This is a genomic window from Symbioplanes lichenis, assembly GCF_030709675.1.
Lineage (GTDB): Bacteria > Actinomycetota > Actinomycetes > Mycobacteriales > Micromonosporaceae > Actinoplanes > Actinoplanes lichenis.
Genome location: NZ_JAUZQD010000018.1, coordinates 191,894 through 208,636 on the forward strand (window position 1 = coordinate 191,894; position 16,743 = coordinate 208,636).

The 16,743-nt window shown below is 71.7% G+C and carries 14 protein-coding genes and 1 pseudogene; 6 read left to right on the plus strand and 9 right to left on the minus strand.

Going from position 1 to position 16,743, the window contains the following annotated elements; translation table 11 throughout:
* Positions 1–52: 52 nt before the first annotated feature.
* Positions 53–555: pseudogene (locus RAN62_RS35660) on the minus strand (M67 family metallopeptidase).
* A gap of 85 nt (positions 556–640) precedes the next feature.
* Here RAN62_RS35660 and RAN62_RS35665 point away from each other — a divergent pair.
* The gene (locus RAN62_RS35665) at positions 641–1,504 is read left to right on the plus strand and encodes an aldo/keto reductase (RefSeq protein WP_305789258.1); all 864 of its coding nucleotides are present in this window, start codon (positions 641–643) and stop codon (positions 1,502–1,504) included.
* Between the two features lie 63 nt (positions 1,505–1,567).
* On the opposite strand, the gene RAN62_RS35670 is transcribed toward RAN62_RS35665, so the two are convergent.
* Positions 1,568–2,074, minus strand: coding sequence for a DUF2017 domain-containing protein (locus RAN62_RS35670; protein ID WP_305789259.1), 507 nt, complete (start codon positions 2,072–2,074; stop codon positions 1,568–1,570).
* Positions 2,075–2,123: 49 nt separating this feature from the next.
* Positions 2,124–2,414: an ATP-dependent Clp protease adapter ClpS gene (gene clpS, locus RAN62_RS35675; RefSeq protein ID WP_305789260.1), complete on the minus strand. Its 291-nt coding sequence runs from the start codon at positions 2,412–2,414 to the stop codon at positions 2,124–2,126.
* Between the two features lie 205 nt (positions 2,415–2,619).
* Between clpS and RAN62_RS35680 the strand changes: the two genes are divergently transcribed.
* The 3 genes from RAN62_RS35680 to RAN62_RS35690 are packed head-to-tail and all read left to right on the plus strand — an operon-like array spanning position 2,620 to position 7,089.
* Positions 2,620–5,202: a LuxR C-terminal-related transcriptional regulator gene (locus RAN62_RS35680; protein WP_305789261.1), complete on the plus strand. Its 2,583-nt coding sequence runs from the start codon at positions 2,620–2,622 to the stop codon at positions 5,200–5,202.
* A 9-nt stretch (positions 5,203–5,211) separates the two neighbouring features.
* The gene (locus tag RAN62_RS35685) at positions 5,212–6,498 is read left to right on the plus strand and encodes a nicotinate phosphoribosyltransferase (RefSeq protein ID WP_305789262.1); all 1,287 of its coding nucleotides are present in this window, start codon (positions 5,212–5,214) and stop codon (positions 6,496–6,498) included.
* Positions 6,499–6,513: 15 nt separating this feature from the next.
* Complete coding sequence (locus tag RAN62_RS35690) at positions 6,514–7,089, plus strand: isochorismatase family protein (protein ID WP_305789263.1); 576 nt, start codon at positions 6,514–6,516, stop codon at positions 7,087–7,089.
* On the opposite strand, the gene RAN62_RS35695 is transcribed toward RAN62_RS35690, so the two are convergent.
* The 4 genes from RAN62_RS35695 to RAN62_RS35710 all read right to left on the minus strand — a co-directional run bounded on the left by RAN62_RS35695 (position 7,086) and on the right by RAN62_RS35710 (position 12,187).
* Entirely contained in the window at positions 7,086–8,312 is a 1,227-nt protein-coding gene (locus RAN62_RS35695) for an MFS transporter (RefSeq protein WP_305789264.1), read from the minus strand. The two genes, RAN62_RS35690 and RAN62_RS35695, sit on opposite strands and share 4 nt — an antisense overlap.
* A gap of 102 nt (positions 8,313–8,414) precedes the next feature.
* Entirely contained in the window at positions 8,415–10,169 is a 1,755-nt protein-coding gene (gene ctaD, locus RAN62_RS35700; RefSeq protein WP_305789265.1) for an aa3-type cytochrome oxidase subunit I, read from the minus strand.
* Positions 10,170–10,290: 121 nt separating this feature from the next.
* Positions 10,291–11,400: an FAD-dependent monooxygenase gene (locus RAN62_RS35705; RefSeq protein WP_305789266.1), complete on the minus strand. Its 1,110-nt coding sequence runs from the start codon at positions 11,398–11,400 to the stop codon at positions 10,291–10,293.
* 106 nt (positions 11,401–11,506) lie between these two features.
* Positions 11,507–12,187: a helix-turn-helix domain-containing protein gene (locus RAN62_RS35710; RefSeq protein ID WP_305789267.1), complete on the minus strand. Its 681-nt coding sequence runs from the start codon at positions 12,185–12,187 to the stop codon at positions 11,507–11,509.
* Between the two features lie 73 nt (positions 12,188–12,260).
* Here RAN62_RS35710 and RAN62_RS35715 point away from each other — a divergent pair, with 73 nt between their 5' ends.
* Positions 12,261–13,349 (plus strand): DNA polymerase ligase N-terminal domain-containing protein, encoded by a 1,089-nt coding sequence (locus tag RAN62_RS35715; RefSeq protein WP_305789268.1) that lies wholly within the window; start codon positions 12,261–12,263, stop codon positions 13,347–13,349.
* Between the two features lie 278 nt (positions 13,350–13,627).
* Positions 13,628–14,974, plus strand: a complete 1,347-nt coding sequence (locus RAN62_RS35720; protein ID WP_305789269.1) for an MGH1-like glycoside hydrolase domain-containing protein — start codon at positions 13,628–13,630, stop codon at positions 14,972–14,974.
* 33 nt (positions 14,975–15,007) lie between these two features.
* On the opposite strand, the gene RAN62_RS35725 is transcribed toward RAN62_RS35720, so the two are convergent.
* Both RAN62_RS35725 and RAN62_RS35730 read right to left on the minus strand, forming a co-directional pair.
* Positions 15,008–15,607 carry an MBL fold metallo-hydrolase gene (locus RAN62_RS35725; RefSeq protein ID WP_305789270.1) on the minus strand — a complete coding sequence of 200 codons (600 nt, stop codon included), beginning with the start codon at positions 15,605–15,607 and terminating at the stop codon, positions 15,008–15,010.
* Positions 15,604–16,692, minus strand: coding sequence for an S-(hydroxymethyl)mycothiol dehydrogenase (locus RAN62_RS35730; RefSeq protein ID WP_305789271.1), 1,089 nt, complete (start codon positions 16,690–16,692; stop codon positions 15,604–15,606). Before RAN62_RS35730 ends, RAN62_RS35725 begins: the two co-directional genes overlap by 4 nt.
* Between the last annotated feature and the right edge of the window lie 51 nt (positions 16,693–16,743).

A 16,743-nucleotide genomic window follows, 5' to 3' on the forward strand; every position in this document is an offset into this window, starting at 1 on the left:
CTCCTAGCAGAAGTGAGTCAAGATGTTCGGGAAACGGTCTGCGGACGAGCGCTCAGCGACACTCGTAGTAGACCGACGCGGGGCTCTGCCCGAACATGTACGACTGGACGGCATGCCCGTCAGCACTCGTGCTCACGCGTCCACCGTCGCATCCACGATGTTGACCTCTTCCTCGGTCACCACACCGTCCACGATACGGAACGAGCGGATCTCTTCGGCGTCGGGCTCGCGGGTCGAGACCAGCACGTAGTGGGCGCCCGGCTCGCCGGCGAACTTGACGTCCGTGCGGGACGGGTAGGCCTCGGTCGCCGTGTGCGAGTGGTAGATGACGACCGGCTCCTCGTCGTTGTCGTCCATCTCGCGCCAGACGCGCAGCTGCTCCATCGAGTCGAACTCGTAGAAGGTCATCGACCGCGCCGCATTGTCCATGGCGATGTGCCGCGTCGGCAGGTCGCTGCCGGCCGGGCCGGCGACGACGCCGCAGGCCTCGTCGGGGTGGTCCCGGCGGGCGTGGGCGACGATCGCGGAGACGATCGCACTGTCAATGGTCAGCACGCCGTTCACATTACCGTGACGACGAGCTGTACCGGGCGTGGCAGTGGTCACGGCTAAAGCGGGCCCACGGGGGTAGCCCAGGACCATGAAGCAGCGAAGCATCGGAGAGACCCAAGTCAGTGCGATCGGCCTCGGCGGCATGCCGATGTCCATCGAGGGCCGGCCGGAGACCGAGCGGTCGGTGCGCACGATCCACGCCGCGCTGGACGCCGGGGTGACGTTCATCGACACCGCGGACGCCTACCACCTCAAGGCGGACGACGTCGGGCACAACGAGAGCCTCATCGCGCAGGCGCTCGCGAGCTACGGCGGCGACACCTCAAGCGTCCTGGTCGCCACCAAGGGCGGTCACCAGCGGCCCGGCGACGGCTCGTGGACGCTCGACGGCTCGCCGGAGCACCTCCGGGAGGCCGTCGAGGCGTCCCTCAAGCGGCTCGGGGTGGAGGCGATCGGGCTCTACCAGTTCCACCGGCCCGACCCGAAGGTGCCCTACGCGGACTCGGTCGGCGTGCTCAAGGAGCTGCTCGACGCGGGCAAGATCCGGATGGCGGGCATCTCGAACGCCGACGTCCAGCAGATCCGCCAGGCCCAGGAGATCCTCGGCGGGCGGCTGGTGTCGGTGCAGAACCAGTTCTCCCCCGCGTTCCGGTCGTCCGAGGACGAGTTGAAGCTCTGCGACGAGCTCGGCATCGCGTTCCTGCCGTGGTCGCCGCTCGGTGGCATCACGAAGGCCGGCGAGCTGGGCACCCGGTTCGGCGAGTTCGCCCGGGTGGCCGAGGCCCACGACGTCAGCCCGCAGCGGGTGACGCTCGCGTGGATGCTGGCCAAGAGCCCGGTGGTCATCCCGATCCCCGGCGCGAGCCGCCCCGAGTCGATCACCGACTCGGCCCAGGCCCCCGAGCTCACCCTCACCGACGAGGAGTTCGCCGCCCTCGACGCGGCAAAGTAAGACGCCAGGAAGCGAGAGACGTTATGCCCGCCGGCCTGGCCGGCGGGCATAAGAGCAAAAGCGTCAGCGCGGCTCGATCTCCGGGAGCGCGTTCAGCAAGGACTCCTGCAGATAGCCCAGGTACGCATAGACCGACAACTGGAACACGCGGCTCGACCCGGGATCCTCGGCCACCGCGTCGTCGAGCTCCTCGCCCAGGTCGGTCGCGGCCTGGATGTCGAGCCGGGTGCCCATGGCGAGCCGGGCGTCATTGATCGCGCGCAGCCACGCCTCGGCCTCTTCCCCGTCGAGCCGCACCTCGCCCGGGCCGTCGTCCGGCAGCGCCGCGAGGATGGCGCCCGCCTGGTCGAGCTTGCCGGTCTTGAGGTCGCCCTCGGTGTAGAGACGAAACTCGGCGGAGTCGTCCGGCTGGTCCGGGTAGATGTCCGGGAAGAGTCGCTCGACGACCGGGTCGCCGTGGTCGAAACCGTCCATGAGCAGCCCGACGACCTCACCGGCCACCTTGCGCAACACCCGCACCTCGTCCACCGCGAAGGTGGCCACGCACACGTTGCCATTGCGCCGGAACATCAGTCGCTCACCCGCCCGGTTTCGATCTCGTCAAGTCGGAACCGGCGCCTCACGCCCGGTCCACCGTCGCCCACAGACCGTATCCGTGAAGCTGAGAGGCGTCCATCTCCATGCGCTCGCGCGCGCCGGTCGAGACGACCGCCTTGCCCTTGTGGTGGACGTCCAGCATCAACTCCTCGGCCTTGTCCTTGCTGTAGCCGAACAGCTTCTGGAAAACCCACGTCACGTAGGACATCAGGTTGACGGGATCGTCCCAGACGATCGTCACCCACGGCCGGTCATCAGCCGGCACCTCCTCGATCTGCGGCGTCTCGACGGGAGCGACCTGAGGCAACGCCATGCCCCCAATCGTGCCACGGCTTCCGCGCAGAAGACCCGACCGCCGAGCGATGACGCCCGCAACGAAATGGTGTATGCCCGCACACGCGCGACGCCGCGGTCCGGCCCGGCCCCCGGGGAAGAAGGGCGCGAGCTGCACTGTCGCGGTTCCGACTCTGACCGTCCGGCCGTTCACCCAACGTGATGTTCCTCGATATGCTGACCCGGTGGAGCATTGGGACTTCGTCGGCCGCGCCGGCGATTTGTCCCGCCTGCGCGCCGCCGCGACGAGCCCGGACGAGCGCGGGCTCATCCTCAGCGGGGCCGCCGGCATCGGTAAGAGCCGGTTGCTGCACGAGGCCGTTTCGTCACTCAAAGCGACCAACTGGGCGGTGCGCCGCGCCTCGGCCAACATCGCGACGTCGGGGCTGCCGTTCGGCGGTCTCGCCCAGATCCTGCCCGCCGACCCGCCCGCCGGCCTCTCCCCCGCCGGGCTGCTGCGCTGGGCCGTCGACGGGCTGACCGAGGACGCCGACGGCCGCCCGATCGTCCTCGCCGTCGACGACGCCCACCTGCTCGACCCGCCGTCGGCCGCGCTCGCGCACCTGCTGGTCCGCGAGGGGGCGACGTTGCTCGCCACCCTGCGCACGTCCGAGCCGGTGCCGCCCCCGATCACCGCACTGTGGACCGAGGGCCTGGTCGCGCACGCCACGCTCGCGCCTCTGACTCCTCAGGAGTCCCGGGAGCTGCTGACCACCCTCGTCGGCGGCCCGGTGGAGGCCGGCTCGGCGCAGCGGCTCGGGCGGCTCGGCGGCGGCAACCCGCTGCTGCTGCGGGAGCTGGTGGCGGCGGCGATCGCGGGCGGCGAGCTGACGGAGGCGTACGGCTTCCAGCGCTGGACCGGCCGCCTGGCCCTCGCGCCCAGCCTGGCCGAGCTGGTCGACGCCCGCATCGGCGGCCTGTCCGCCGGGGTGCGCGGGGTGCTGGAGCTGGTGGCGTTCGGTGAGCCGATCGGGCTCGAGCTGCTGATGCGCGCCGCCGACCCGGACGACGTGGAGACGGCGGAGGAGCGCGAGCTGATCCGGGTCGTGTCGGACGACCGGCGCCGTGAGGTGCAGCTGGCCCATCCCCTCTATGGCGAGGTGGTCCGGCGCCGGTGTCCGGTGACCCGGGCCCGCCGCCTGCTCGCCCAGCTCGCGGGGCTGGTGGAGGACGCCGGCTCCAAGCGGCGCAACGACCTGCTGCGCGTGGCGGTCTGGCGACTCGACTCGGGCACCGCGCAGAGCGGCGAGGCCCTGCTCAAGGCGGCGACGGAGGCGTTCGCGGGGTTCGACATCGCGCTCGCGGGGCGGCTCGCCTCGGCGGCCCGGGACGCGGGGGCCGGCTTCGCGGCCGCGGAGCTGCTGGCGACCGCGCTGCTGTTCACCGGCGAGCCTGAGCAGGCGGTGGGCGTACTCGATGAGTCAGCCGGCGGCGGGGCGCGCCAGGTCACCGCCCGCGCGGCCGTCGAGTTCTTCGGCCTGGGCCGGGCGAGCGCGGCGAACCTGCTGACCACGGCGCTCGCGGAGACGACGCAGGACGCCGCGCACCTGCGGGCCTTCGAGGCGTTCCTGCGGTTGCAGCTGGGCGAGCCGGCCCGGGCCCGGGAGCTCGCGGGCCAGGTGCTGGAGCAGCCCGGCGCCGGGGTGCCGTCCCAGGCCCTGGCCCGGTTCGTGCTGGCGTTCCTGGCGGCCGCGGGCGGCGACCCGGACACCGCCCGCGAGCTGATCGACGAGGTCGAGCGGGAGCGGGCGACCTGGCAGCGGGACACCCCGACGTTGCAGTTCGCGCTGCAGATGGCGCTGGGCACGCTGGTCGGCGTGGGTCTCGACCTGCCGGCCATCGACCGGATCCTGGCGGCGGAGTTCGCCGACCTCGCCCAGGCGGGCGGCTTCGGCTTCGGCTCGGGCTGGGTGTCGCTGCTCCAAGCGCATGCCGCGTGGCTCCGAGGGCGGACCGGCGAGGCGTTGCGCGCGGTGGACCAGGCGTGCGCCGCGCTCGCGCCCGTCCGCTCGTACGACGGAAGTGCGCATTTCGGCCGGGCCATGGTCGCCGCCCTGCGCGGGGACCCGGCGCTCGCCCTGGCGTCGGTCGCGATCGGCGAGAAGGCCGCGGGCGCGGCGGTCGGGCTCTACTATCCGTGGCATCAGCAGGCGCGGGCCTGGGCGCACGCCAGCGCGGGCGACCTGGACGAAGCGATCAAGATCCTGCTCGCGCTGGCCGAGCGGACGCGCGCGGACGGCTACTTCGGGCAGGAGCTGCTCGCCCTCTACGACGTGGTGCGCCTGGGCCGCCCCGAGCCGGTGCGGGCGCGGATCGGCGAGCTGGCCGGTGCCGTGGGCGGGCGGGCCACGCCGCTCTTCGCCCGGCACGCCTCCGCCGTCACGGGCGAGGACTTCCTGGCCGTCGCGCGGGAGTTCGCCGGGCTGGGCTATGAGGTCTTCGCGGCGGAGGCGGCGGCCGGGGCGGTGCGGAGATTCCGGACGGTACGCGACCCCGGCGCCCTCGCCGCCGGCACGCTTCTCGGCGACGTGCTCTCCCGCTGCGACCTGGTGCGCACGCCCGCGCTGACCGCGGTGCAGCCCGCGTTGACCGTACGCGAAAGGCAGGTCGCCGAGCTCGCAGCCGGCGGCGTCCGCAGTCGCGAGATCGCCGACCGGCTGTTCCTGTCGCCACGCACCGTGGAGAACCACTTGCAGCGGGTCTACACCAAGCTCGGCGTCGGGGGCAGGAACGAACTCGCCCCGGCGTTACGCCTGCTCCCGCAATAAGGTGGGGGCGTGACCTCTTCCGCACCCGCCCTGCTCACCGACCAGTACGAGCTGACCATGGTCAGCGCGGCCCTCAAGGACGGGACCGCCACGCGGCCCAGCGTCTTCGAGGTGTTCGCCCGTCGCCTGCCCGGTGGCCGGCGCTACGGGGTCGTCGCCGGGCAGGGCCGGCTCATGGAGCTGATCCGCGACTTCCGCTTCCGCGAGGAGGAGGTCGCCTTCCTGCGCGAGGCGGGCATCGTCGACGAGACCACGGCCGCCTGGCTCGCCGGCTACCGCTTCACCGGCGACATCGACGGCTATGCCGAGGGCGAGCTGTTCTTCCCCGGCTCCCCCATCCTCACGGTGTCCGGCGGCTTCGCCGAGTGCGTGGTGCTCGAGACGCTCATCCTGTCGGTGCTCAACCACGACAGCGCCATCGCCTCGGCCGCCGCCCGCATGGTCACGGCGGCGCGCGGCCGGCCGATCATCGAGATGGGCTCCCGGCGTACGCACGAGGAGGCCGCCGTGGCCGCCGCCCGCGCCGCCTATCTCGCCGGTTTCGCCTCGACGTCGAACCTGGCCGCCGGCGCGCGCTACGGCATCCCGACCACGGGCACGTCCGCCCACGCGTTCACGCTGCTGCACGACGACGAGCCGGCGGCCTTCGCCTCGCAGGTCGCGGCGCTGGGCAAGAACACGACGCTGCTCGTCGACACCTACGACATCGCGCAGGGCATCCGCAACGCCATCGCGGTCGCCGGCCCCGACCTGCGCGCGGTCCGCATCGACTCGGGCGACCTCTCGGTGCTGGCCCAGCACTCCCGCGAGCTGCTCGACTCGCTGGGCGCGACCGAGACCAAGATCGTGGTCTCCGGCGACATGGACGAATACGCGATCGCCACCCTCGCCGCCGAGCCCGTCGACATGTACGGCGCCGGCACCGCGGTCGTCACCGGCTCCGGCGCCCCGACGGCGGGCCTGGTCTACAAGCTCGTCGAGGTCGAGGGCCGCCCGGTCGTGAAGCGCTCGGAGAACAAGGCCACGGTCGGCGGCCGCAAGACCGCCGTCCGCCGGCACAAGCCCACGGGTACGGCCACCGAGGAGATCGTGGTCTCGCAGGGCGTCCCGGACCACCAGCCCAACGACCGGCTCCTGCAGCACTCGTTCGTCGCGGGCGGCGAGGTCGCCGGCCTGCCCACGCTCGAGGACGCCCGCGCCCACCTGCGGCAGTGCCTGATCTCCATCCCGTGGGAGGGGCTCAAGCTGTCGGCCGGTGACCCCGCCGTGCCCGTGACCGTCGTTCCTACCGCTTAGTTTCGGGAGTTCGTGATGTCAAAGGCTCTCATCATCGTCGACGTCCAGAACGACTTCTGCGAGGGCGGCTCGCTGGCCGTCGGCGGCGGGGCGGGCGTGGCCGCGGCCATCTCGTCGGCGCTCGCCGCCCCGGACGGCCGCTGGGACCACGTCGTCGCCACGAAGGACTACCACATCGACCCGGGCGCGCACTTCAGCTCGCAGCCGGACTACGTCGACACCTGGCCCGTGCATTGCGTCGCCGGCTCGGCGGGCTCGGACTTCCACCCGGATCTCGCGGTCGACCGGGTCGAGGCCGTCTTCCACAAGGGCGAGTACGCGGCGGCCTATTCCGGCTTCGAGGGCCACACCACCGAGGGCCAGACCCTGACCGACTGGCTGCGGGCCCACGACGTCACCTCGGTCGACGTGGTCGGCATCGCCACCGACCATTGCGTACGCGCCACCGCCCTCGACGCCGCCGCCGCGGGCTTCGCCACCACCGTGCTCCTCGACCTCACCGCCGGCGTGGCCCAGGCGACAACCGCGTCGGCCCTGGAGCAATTCGGCGCCGCGTCGGTCGAGACCGTCGGCAAGCCCGTCGTCGCCTAGCGCGTCGCGTCGGTCAGCTCAGCCGTCGTCGCCGGAGCGGCCGGGGCGAGCTCACGCTCCTCGCGGCGGATCTCGACCGGGAGGACGGCCACGGCGATCAGGGCGCCGATCCCGCCCACCGTGACGAAGCCCCACGCCGGCGCGATCGAGTCCATGGCCAGGCCGGCGAGCGGCGCGCCCAGGGCCACCCCGACCGTCAGCGACGAGTTGTGCCAGCCCATGGCCTCGCCGCGGGCGCCGGCCGGGGTGAGGCGGCTGACCGCGTCGGCGGTGGCGGTGATCAGGGGTGCGCAGAGGGCGCCGGCCGGCAGGAGCAGGAGGGCGAGGAGCCACCAGTGGCCCCCGGCCAGCCCGACCGGGATGGTGAGCACCGCCATCGGGATGAGCAGGGCGAGTGGGGGCAGGCCGTTGCGGACCATCCCGTACGTGAAACCGCCCGCCAGCGAATAGACCGCCCACAGCGACAGCACCGCGCCCGTCCAGGCGACCTCCCCGGACTCGCGCAGCACCGCCACGACGGCCACGTCGGTGCCGCTGAGGACGAGGGTCGCCGCGCTGCTGATCGCGAGGACGGCGACGAGGCGGGGCCGCAGCCACGAGCGGCGCGGGATGCGGGCGGCGGCGGAGACGGGCGCCTCGTCGTGGCCGCGGATGGGCGGGTTGAGCAGGAAGAGCCCGACGCCGGAGAGCAGGATGCCGCCGCCGACCGCGAGCATCGCCACGCGCGGGCCGGCCGTGGTGCTGATGAGCACGCCGAGCGCCGGGCCGGACATGAACGACAGCTCGGTGGTGATCGAGTCGAGCGCGAACGCGGGCAGCCGGTGCGACTCGGGCGCCAGCGCGGCGATCGACTGCCGGGCGACGGCGAAGGCGGGCAGCGTCAGGAAGCCGCCGAGCAGCGCCGCCACGAGCAGCGCCCAGTAGGGCAAGGCTTGGGCCGAGGTCCAGAAGGTGACCTCGGCGACGGTGGTGAGCACGAGCACGGGCCGCAGGCCCCGCCGGTCGGTGATCCGGCCCATCGCCGGGGCGCCGAGCGAGCTGCCGATCGTGAAGAGGGCGCCCACGAGCCCGGCCGCGCCGTAGCCCAGACCGAGGTCGAGCGTGACGTGCAGGGTCAGCGTCACGGTGCCCGCCGTGATCGGGATCCGGGCCAGCGTCGCCACGATCAGCAACGACTTGATGCCGCGCAGGGCGAGCGTCTCCCGGTAAGGCGTCAAGGTCATGTGCGGTCCTCACCTCCGGGCGACAGTCTGCACCCCGGGTACGACAGAAAAAAGCCCGGCCCGGCCCCCCACGGGGACCGAGCCGGGCTTTTGTGGCGCGGCTTACTTCTTGCGGTCGCTGAGGTCTTCCTTGTAGGTCGCGCCGCCGTCGGACTCGGAGGTCAGCGGGCGGGCACCACCCTCGGGCGGGCCGGCGATGGACTGGTCGCCCGCGGCGAGCTCCGGGTACTTCGCGTCGAAGGCCGGCCGCTCGGAGCGGATGCGCGGCATCTTGTCGAAGTTGCGGAGCGGCGGCGGCGAGGAGGTCGCCCACTCCAGCGAGTTGCCGGCGCCCCACGGGTCGTCGACCGTGACGAGCTGGCCGACCCGGTAGGACTTCCAGACGTTGTAGATGAACGGCAGCGTCGAGGCGCCCAGCACGAACGACCCGATGGTCGAGAACGTGTTGAGGAACGTGAAGCCGTCGCTCGGCAGGTAGTCCGCGTAGCGGCGGGGCATGCCCTCGGCGCCGAGCCAGTGCTGCACCAGGAACGTCGCGTGGAAGCCGATGAACGTGAGCCAGAAGTGGATCTTGCCTAGGCGCTCGTCGAGCATCCGGCCGAACATCTTCGGGAACCAGAAGTAGATGCCCGAGAACACCGCGAACACGATCGTGCCGAAGAGCACGTAGTGGAAGTGCGCGATGACGAAGTACGAGTCCGAGACGTGGAAGTCGATCGGCGGTGCCGCGAGCAGCACGCCGGACAGACCACCGAAGAGGAACGTGACCAGGAAGCCGATCGCGAACAGCATCGGTGTCTCGAAGCTGATCTGGCCGCGCCACATCGTGCCGATCCACACGAAGAACTTCATGCCGGTCGGGACAGCGATGAGGAAGCTCAGGAAGCTGAAGAACGGCAGCAGCACCTGGCCGGTCACGAACATGTGGTGCGCCCACACGCTCATGGACAGGGCCGCGATCAGCAGGGTCGCGCCGACCAGGCCCTTGTAGCCGAAGACCGGCTTGCGGCTGAAGACCGGGATGACCTCGGTGATGATGCCGAAGAACGGCAGCGCGACGATGTAGACCTCGGGGTGCCCGAAGAACCAGAAGAGGTGCTGCCACAGCATCGGGCCGCCGGTGTCCACGTCGAAGACGTGCGCGCCGAGGACGCGGTCGGCCGCCAGGGCGAACAGGGCCGCCGCGAAGAACGGGAAGACCATGATCACCAGGAGCATCGTCACCAGGATGTTCCAGGTGAGGATCGGCATGCGGAACATCGTCATGCCGGGCGCCCGCAGCGTGATCACCGTGGTGATGATGTTGACGCCACCGAGGATGGTGCCGAGGCCGGAGAGCGCCAGGCCCACGACCCACATGTTGCCGCCGATGCCCGGCGAGTGCAGCGAGTCGCTCAGCGGCGTGTAGGCGAACCAGCCGAAGTCAGCCGCGCCACCGGGGGTCAGGAACCCGCTGATGGTGATCGTGCCGCCGAACAGGTAGAGCCAGTACGCGAACGCGTTGAGCCGAGGGAACGACACGTCGGGCGCGCCGATCTGGATCGGGATCAGGAAGTTCGCGAAGGCGAACACGATCGGCGTCGCGAAGAACAGCAGCATGATCGTGCCGTGCATCGTGAACAGCTGGTTGTACTGCTCCGGGGACAACAGCTGCATGCCCGGCCGGGCCAGCTCCGTCCGCATGAGCAGCGCCATCAGACCGCCCAGCATGTAGAACACGAAGGCGGTGATCATGTACATGATCCCGATCTGCTTCGCGTCCGTGGTCCGGATGATCCGCGCGAGCGCGGAGCCCTTGACCTGTCGCCGGACCGGCCACGGCCGCGTAACTACCGGCTTAGGCGCCACGGTCGTCACGGATAGCCTCCGGTGTCTCGTTCGTCCCACTGCGTACACCCGAGTGAAAGGCGTACCTCGCAGGCAGAATAGTCCCCCACCGACCTCCGGCGGGCGCGGGGTGACCAAAGAGCACCCTGGTCTAGAAAGCGTCCACCAGGTCGCGGTAGTGCCCGGTGAAGATCTCTTGTCCCCGGCTCCGAAGCATAGGGTCACGCTCGGCGGGCGGCACGTCACGGGTCGAATCCCGCTCGTGTGTGCGCTCCCGCACCTGCTCACACCGCCCCCGGCGACGATCTTCGTACGCATCCAGCGCCGCCGCCACGTCCCCGCCGGCCGCCTTCAGCACCTCGCCCAGCACCACCGCGTCCTCGAAGGCGAGGGCGGCCCCCTGCGCGAGCGTCGGGGCGGTGGCGTGTCCGGCATCACCGACCAGGAGCACGGGCCCCCGCGAGTAGCGCTCGACGACGACCTCGTCGGTCCGGGCGATCTGCACCTTCTCGACCGCGTCGAGCACGGCGGGCACGCACCCGCCGAAGCCCCCGAAGACCTCGCGGAGCCGGGCGACGGGGTCGGCCGGGTTCCCGGCGCCGGGCTCGACGCTCTCCTCGGCATAGCAATAGAGCCGGCGGCCGCCCATGGGCATGGCCACGAACTGGGACCTCTCCCCGAGCAGCGCCGTCCAGTCGCTCAGCGCCGGGCCGCCCGTCACCACGCTGCGGTAGACGATCTGGCCCGTCGGGGTCGCCGGACCGCCCAGACCGGCCTTGTCGCGGATCATGGAGCGCCGCCCGTCGGCCCCCACGACCAGGTCGTACTCCGCGACCGAGCCGTCGCCGAACTCCACCTTGGCGGCCCCGCCGGTGAGATCGAGGTCGCGCACGGCGGTCTCGTAGCGGACCTCGCCCCCGACCCCGGTGAGCAGGACCTGCTGGAGATCGGCCCGGGACAGCGCCCGGGACTCGCCGACGCCGGCCCACAGCGCGGCGGCGTCCAGCTCGAAGAGCCCGGTGCCGGCGGCGTCCTGGAAGACCTGGCGGAAGATGAGGTGGCCGAGCGGGCGCAGCGGGGCGTCGAGACCGAGCATGCGCAGGGCGCGGGCGGCGTTGCCGGGCAGGAAGATCCCGGCGCCGGGAACCATCGTGGCGGGCAGCTCCTCCACCACGTGCGGGCGGAAGCCGGCGACCCGCAGGCCCCTGGCCGCGGCGAGACCACTAATTCCGGCGCCTACGACCAGGATGCGCAGAGTCATCGCAGCAACGCCTCCGAGGGGGTGGCCGATACGCGTCGGAGCCAAGACACTACCCGGCGCCACCGGGCGGGGAAACCCATGAACCGGTGTCGTCCGAATTGTTCGATCAACCAGGACCGCGGACCAGGTCGCCCAGTGACACACCGGCCAGCGCCTTGACCTCACGGGACAGATGCGCCTGGTCGGCATAGCCCGCCGCGACGGCCACCTCGGCGAACGGCCGCCCGCCCCGGGCCGCCGGCAGGGCTCGCTGCAGCCGCAGGATCCGGGCCAGCGTCTTGGGCCCGTAACCGTAAGCGGCCGTGACCCGGCGTTGCAGCTGCCGCAGGCTGAGGCCGCACACGTCGGCGATCGCGGCGACCGGAAGGCCCGAGCGTGCCGCACGGTGGACGGTGACCATTGTCTCGTCGGGCGGCTGCCAGCGCCGCGTGACGAACGCCATCAGCGCCGCGAGTGGATCCCCAGCCCCGGCGATGCGGCGGCTCTCGGCCGCCGGCACCAGGGCATCGAGCGGGACCTGCCGGTCGGTGAGCTCGTCGGCGGGCAGGCCGAGCACCCCGGGGCCCGTCCCGGCCGCGAAGCGCACGGCGAAGTATCGGCTGCCCACCGGCGCCATCGGCCCGCCGGACTGGGCCGTCGTGTCCGCCCCGGCCACGAAGACGTGGCCCTCGTGCCAGATGACGTCCATGCACCCGTCCGGCAGGATGCGCGACGGCTGCGCGTCCGGCTCCACGACGCTGTGCCAGGCGAGCACGTGCGGGAGGCGGGTGCCTCGTTCGGCGTACATGGAACGACCTTGGCACGGGGGTACGACAGTTCCAGCGAATGACAACCGTGTAAGTCCGGCGGAGAATCGACGGATGGCCGACCGGCTGGACGAATATCGCAGCAAGCGGAACGCGCGGCGCACCCCGGAGCCCGTACCCGGAGAAAGGCCGCGGCCGACGGACCGCAAGCGCTTCGTCATCCAGCAGCACCACGCCCGCAGCCTGCACTGGGACGTCCGCCTCGAGCGCGACGGCGTCCTGGTCTCCTTCGCGGTCCCGCGCGGGCTGCCGCGCGACCGCGGCCACAACCACCTGGCCAAGCACACCGAGGACCACCCGCTGGAATACCTGGAGTTCAGCGGCGAGATCCCGGCCGGCGAGTACGGCGGCGGGCGGATGACCATCCACGACCGCGGCAGCTACGAGGCGGACAAGTGGCGCGACGACGAGATAGGCGTCACGTTCCACGGTGACCGGACGTCGGGGCGCTATGTGTTCTTCCGGACCGGCGGCCAGGACTGGATGGTCCGGCGGATGGACCCGCCGGAGCCCGGATGGGAGACCATGCCCGACGCGCTCGCGCCCATGCTGCCCACCCGCGTGTCCGGCCTGCCGGCCGACGACCAGGACTGGGGGTACGAGCTCCGCTGGGCCGGCCGCCGCACCCTGACCGCGGTCTCGGGCGGCCGCGTCCGCCTCACCGACGCCGACGGCGTGGACGTCACCTCGTGGTACCCCGAGCTGCGCGCCCTCGGCCCGGCCCTCGCCCCGGTCGAGGCCCTGCTCGACGGGGAGATCGTCACCTTCGCCGGCGGCCGGATCGCCCCGGAGCTCCTCGACCGGCGCAAAGCCCCGCGCGACTCGGGCGCCGCCCGCCGGATGGCCGAGCGAACCCCGGTGCAGCTGCTCGTCTACGACCTGTTGTGGCTGGAGGGCCGGACCACGGTGGAGCTGCTCCGCTACACCGAGCGGCGCGAGCTGCTCGACGGGCTGGGCCTGACCGGCGACAACTGGCAGACCCCGCCGTTCTTCCCGGGCGGCGGCGAGTTCGCCCTCGACGCCGCCCGGGCCCAGGGGCTCGGCGGGGTGGTGGCCAAGCGGCTCGACTCGCCCTATCTGCCCGGGCGCCGCAGCCGGCTGTGGCTCGACATCAGGGACAGGCACTTTGATTCCAAAGATTGATCGTTCGCGACCCGGGTATGCGGATTGCCACTTTTCTCCCCCGGCGCGGGCCGATCGCGGCAGAATCGGTCTCCGAGGCTGACCTGCCTGGGCCGAACAGCCCGTCCGGCGTGACCCGTCCGGACGGTGCGTGCCTGCTCACCTCACCGGCGCGGACCACATTCCTTGAGCGCGGTGCCCCTGGCCCGATCTCGAGTGTTTGCCAGGTCCCGCGGCGGAAAGGCTATAGATAGATGCACTGCCCGATGCACCATCCGCCTGATGCACTGATCCCGGATATGTCTGCTGATCTCTGGAAATCTGCCGCCACCGTTCTCGACACCAACTGGGCCGGAGACCACATGGTCCCCTCCCGCCGGCTCTATCCGCACCAGTGGAGCTGGGACGCCGCCTTCATCGCCATCGGGCTCGCCTATCTGAACCCGTCCCGCGCGTGGCGTGACCTCCGCAGTCTCTTCGAGGCGCAGTGGCCCGACGGCCGCGTGCCGCACATCGTCTTCGACCCCCAGACCGCCGAGGGTGACTATTTCCCCGGCCCCGCCTTCTGGGACGTTCCCGCGTACGCCGGCCGCGCCGCCCGTGGCAGCACCGGCCTGGTCCAGCCGCCGCTGCACGCGGTGGCCGCGTGGGAGGTCTACCGCCGGGCCACGGCGCACGGCGTGGAGTGCGCCCGCGAGGCCCGCGAGCAGCTGGCCTGGCTCTATCCGCGCCTGGTCGCCCAGCAGGACCATCTGGCCGGCCCCCGCGACGCCGGCGGCCACGGCCTCGCCAGCATCGTGCACCCCTGGGAGTCGGGGCTGGACAACAGCCCGTCCTGGGACTTCGCGCTGGCCGACGTCCCCGCCGACATGGGTCTGCTCGACCGTTTTCGACGCCGGGACCTCGAGGTCGCCGACGCCGCCCACCGCCCGACGGACGCCGACTACGCCCGCTACCTGGGCCTGGTGCTGAACTACCGGGCGGGCGACTACTCCGATCACGAGCTGGCCCGGCGGCACGGCTTCGTGGTCGAGTGCCCGTCGTTCAACGCGATCCTGGCGGCGGCCGAGCTGGCTCTCGTGCACATCGCCGGGGTCGTGGGCGCCGATCCCGACCCGCACCTCGAGCGCGCGGCGCGGATCACGGGCGCGATCTCGCGCCACCTGTGGGACGAGCAGACGCGGACTTTTCGCGCGCGGAATGTGCGTACGGGCGTCCTGAGCCCGGCCCGGACCGTCAGCGGCCTGGTGCCGCTGCTCCTGCCCGGACTCCCCGACCACCAGGCGGCCGCCGTCATGGCGGAGGCCGCCTCGGAGCGTTTCGGGCTGCCCGGGACGACGGGGTTGCCGGTGCCGAGCTACGACCGCACCGCGCCGGATTTCGACACGTTGCGGTATTGGCGCGGGCCGATCTGGATCAACGTCAACTGGCTGCTGCGCCGGGGCATGCTGGTGCACGGTTATCGCGACGAGGCCGAGGATCTGCGCACGGCGATGATCCGGCTCATTCACCGGTCGGGTCACTTCGAGTATTTCCACCCCACGACCGGGGAGGGAATCGGGGCGCCGACCTTCAGCTGGACCGCCGCGCTCTCGCTCGATCTGCTCGCGGACCGGTCGGTTCCGGCGTACGCCCGGGCTGCCTGATGTTTCCCCGGGCCCTTTCCGGCCCGGGGAAGATCAGAACTGCTCGGCGCCGATCGTCGTGTCGGCGCCGTGCCCCGTGTGCACCACGGTGTCCGGGGGCAGGGCCAGCAGCCGGTCCTTGATCGACCGCTCGATCGTGGGCCGGTCGCTGTAGGACCGCCCGGTCGCCCCCGGCCCGCCTTGGAAGAGGGTGTCGCCGGTGAAGACGCTGTTCAGCGCGGGGGCGTACAGGCAGATGGCCCCCGGGCTGTGACCCGGCGTGTGCAGCACCTTGAGCGTGATGCCCGCCACGGCGATCTCCTGCCCGTCCGTCAGCGCCTGCGGCATGGGCACACCCGGGTGAGTCAGCTGCCACAGCGGCTCCTCGGCCGGGTGCAGCAGCAGCGGCGCGCCGGTCTGCACGGCCAGCTCCGGCGCCACCCGGACATGATCGTCATGCGCGTGCGTGAGGACGATCGCGACGACCTCGCGGCCGTTCACCACCCGCAGGATTTCCGGTACGGAATGAGGGGCGTCGATGACGACGACCTCGTTCTCGTCCCCGACCACCCAGACGTTGTTGTCGACGTCGAAGGTCTGCCCGTCGAGCGAGAACGTGCCGCTCGTGACGGCGTGGTCGATCCGCGCGCTCACTCGAAGATCACCACGCTGCGGAGCACGTCGCCGGTGTGCATCTTGCCGAACGCCTCCTCGACCTGGTCGAGCCGGATCTCCTCGGTCACGAACGCGTCCAGGTCCAGCTGGCCCTGCTTGTAGAGCTCGGTCAGCATCGGGAAGTCGCGCGTCGGCAGGCAGTCGCCGTACCAGCTGCTCTTCAGCGCCCCGCCGCGCCCGAAGACGTCGAGCAGCGGCAGCTCGATCGTCATCTCCGGGGTGGGCACGCCCACCAGGACCACTGTGCCGGCCAGATCACGGGCATAGAACGCCTGCTTGTACGTCTCCGGGCGCCCGACCGCCTCGACCACGACGTCCGCGCCGTTGCCGTCGGTGAGGGCCTGCACCTCGGCGACGACATCCTTGCCCTTGGCGTTGATCGTGTGCGTCGCGCCGAACTTGCGCGCCCACTCGAGCTTCCGGTCGTCCGTGTCGATCGCGATGATCTTCGTGGCGCCCGCGAGGGCCGCCCCCGCCACCGCGCCGTCGCCCACGCCGCCGCAGCCGATGACGGCGACCGAGTCACCGCGCGTGACGCCGCCGGTGTTGATCGCCGCGCCGATGCCGGCCATGACACCGCAGCCGAGCAGGCCGACAGCGGCGGGCCGGGCCTCCGGGTCGACCTTGGTGCACTGCCCCGCGTGCACCAGCGTCTTCTCCACGAACGCGCCGATGCCGAGCGCCGGGCTCAGCTCGGTGCCGTCCTCCAGCGTCATCTTCTGCGTCGCGTTGTGCGTGTTGAAGCAGTACCACGGCTTGCCCTTGCGGCAGGCCCGGCAGTCACCGCACACGGCACGCCAGTTCAGCACGACGAAATCGCCGGGAGCCACGTCCGTGACACCCTCGCCCACCGACTCAACGATCCCAGCGGCCTCGTGACCGAGCAGGAAGGGGAAGTCGTCGTTGATCCCGCCCTCGCGGTAGTGCAGGTCGGTATGACAGACCCCACACGCTTGCACCCGTACGACCGCCTCGCCCGGACCGGGATCCGGCACGACGATCGTGGTGACCTCGACCGGCGCCCCCTTGGCGCGGGCAATCACACCCTTGACTCGCTGACTCATGCGACCACCTTGCCATCCGAAGCTGGGCGCGGACTGTCTGACCCGGCATCC

Bases quoted from the DNA above. Each gene is read 5' to 3' on its own strand.
- RAN62_RS35705 (WP_305789266.1), bottom strand. From the start codon at position 11,400: ATGACTCTGCGCATCCTGGTCGTAGGCGCCGGAATTAGTGGTCTCGCC.
- clpS (WP_305789260.1), bottom strand. From the start codon at position 2,414: ATGGCGTTGCCTCAGGTCGCTCCCGTCGAGACGCCGCAGATCGAGGAG.
- RAN62_RS35690 (WP_305789263.1), top strand. From the start codon at position 6,514: ATGTCAAAGGCTCTCATCATCGTCGACGTCCAGAACGACTTCTGCGAG.
- RAN62_RS35720 (WP_305789269.1), top strand. From the start codon at position 13,628: ATGTCTGCTGATCTCTGGAAATCTGCCGCCACCGTTCTCGACACCAAC.
- RAN62_RS35665 (WP_305789258.1), top strand. From the start codon at position 641: ATGAAGCAGCGAAGCATCGGAGAGACCCAAGTCAGTGCGATCGGCCTC.
- RAN62_RS35670 (WP_305789259.1), bottom strand. From the start codon at position 2,074: ATGTTCCGGCGCAATGGCAACGTGTGCGTGGCCACCTTCGCGGTGGAC.
- RAN62_RS35715 (WP_305789268.1), top strand. From the start codon at position 12,261: ATGGCCGACCGGCTGGACGAATATCGCAGCAAGCGGAACGCGCGGCGC.
- RAN62_RS35730 (WP_305789271.1), bottom strand. From the start codon at position 16,692: ATGAGTCAGCGAGTCAAGGGTGTGATTGCCCGCGCCAAGGGGGCGCCG.
- RAN62_RS35695 (WP_305789264.1), bottom strand. From the start codon at position 8,312: ATGACCTTGACGCCTTACCGGGAGACGCTCGCCCTGCGCGGCATCAAG.
- RAN62_RS35710 (WP_305789267.1), bottom strand. From the start codon at position 12,187: ATGTACGCCGAACGAGGCACCCGCCTCCCGCACGTGCTCGCCTGGCAC.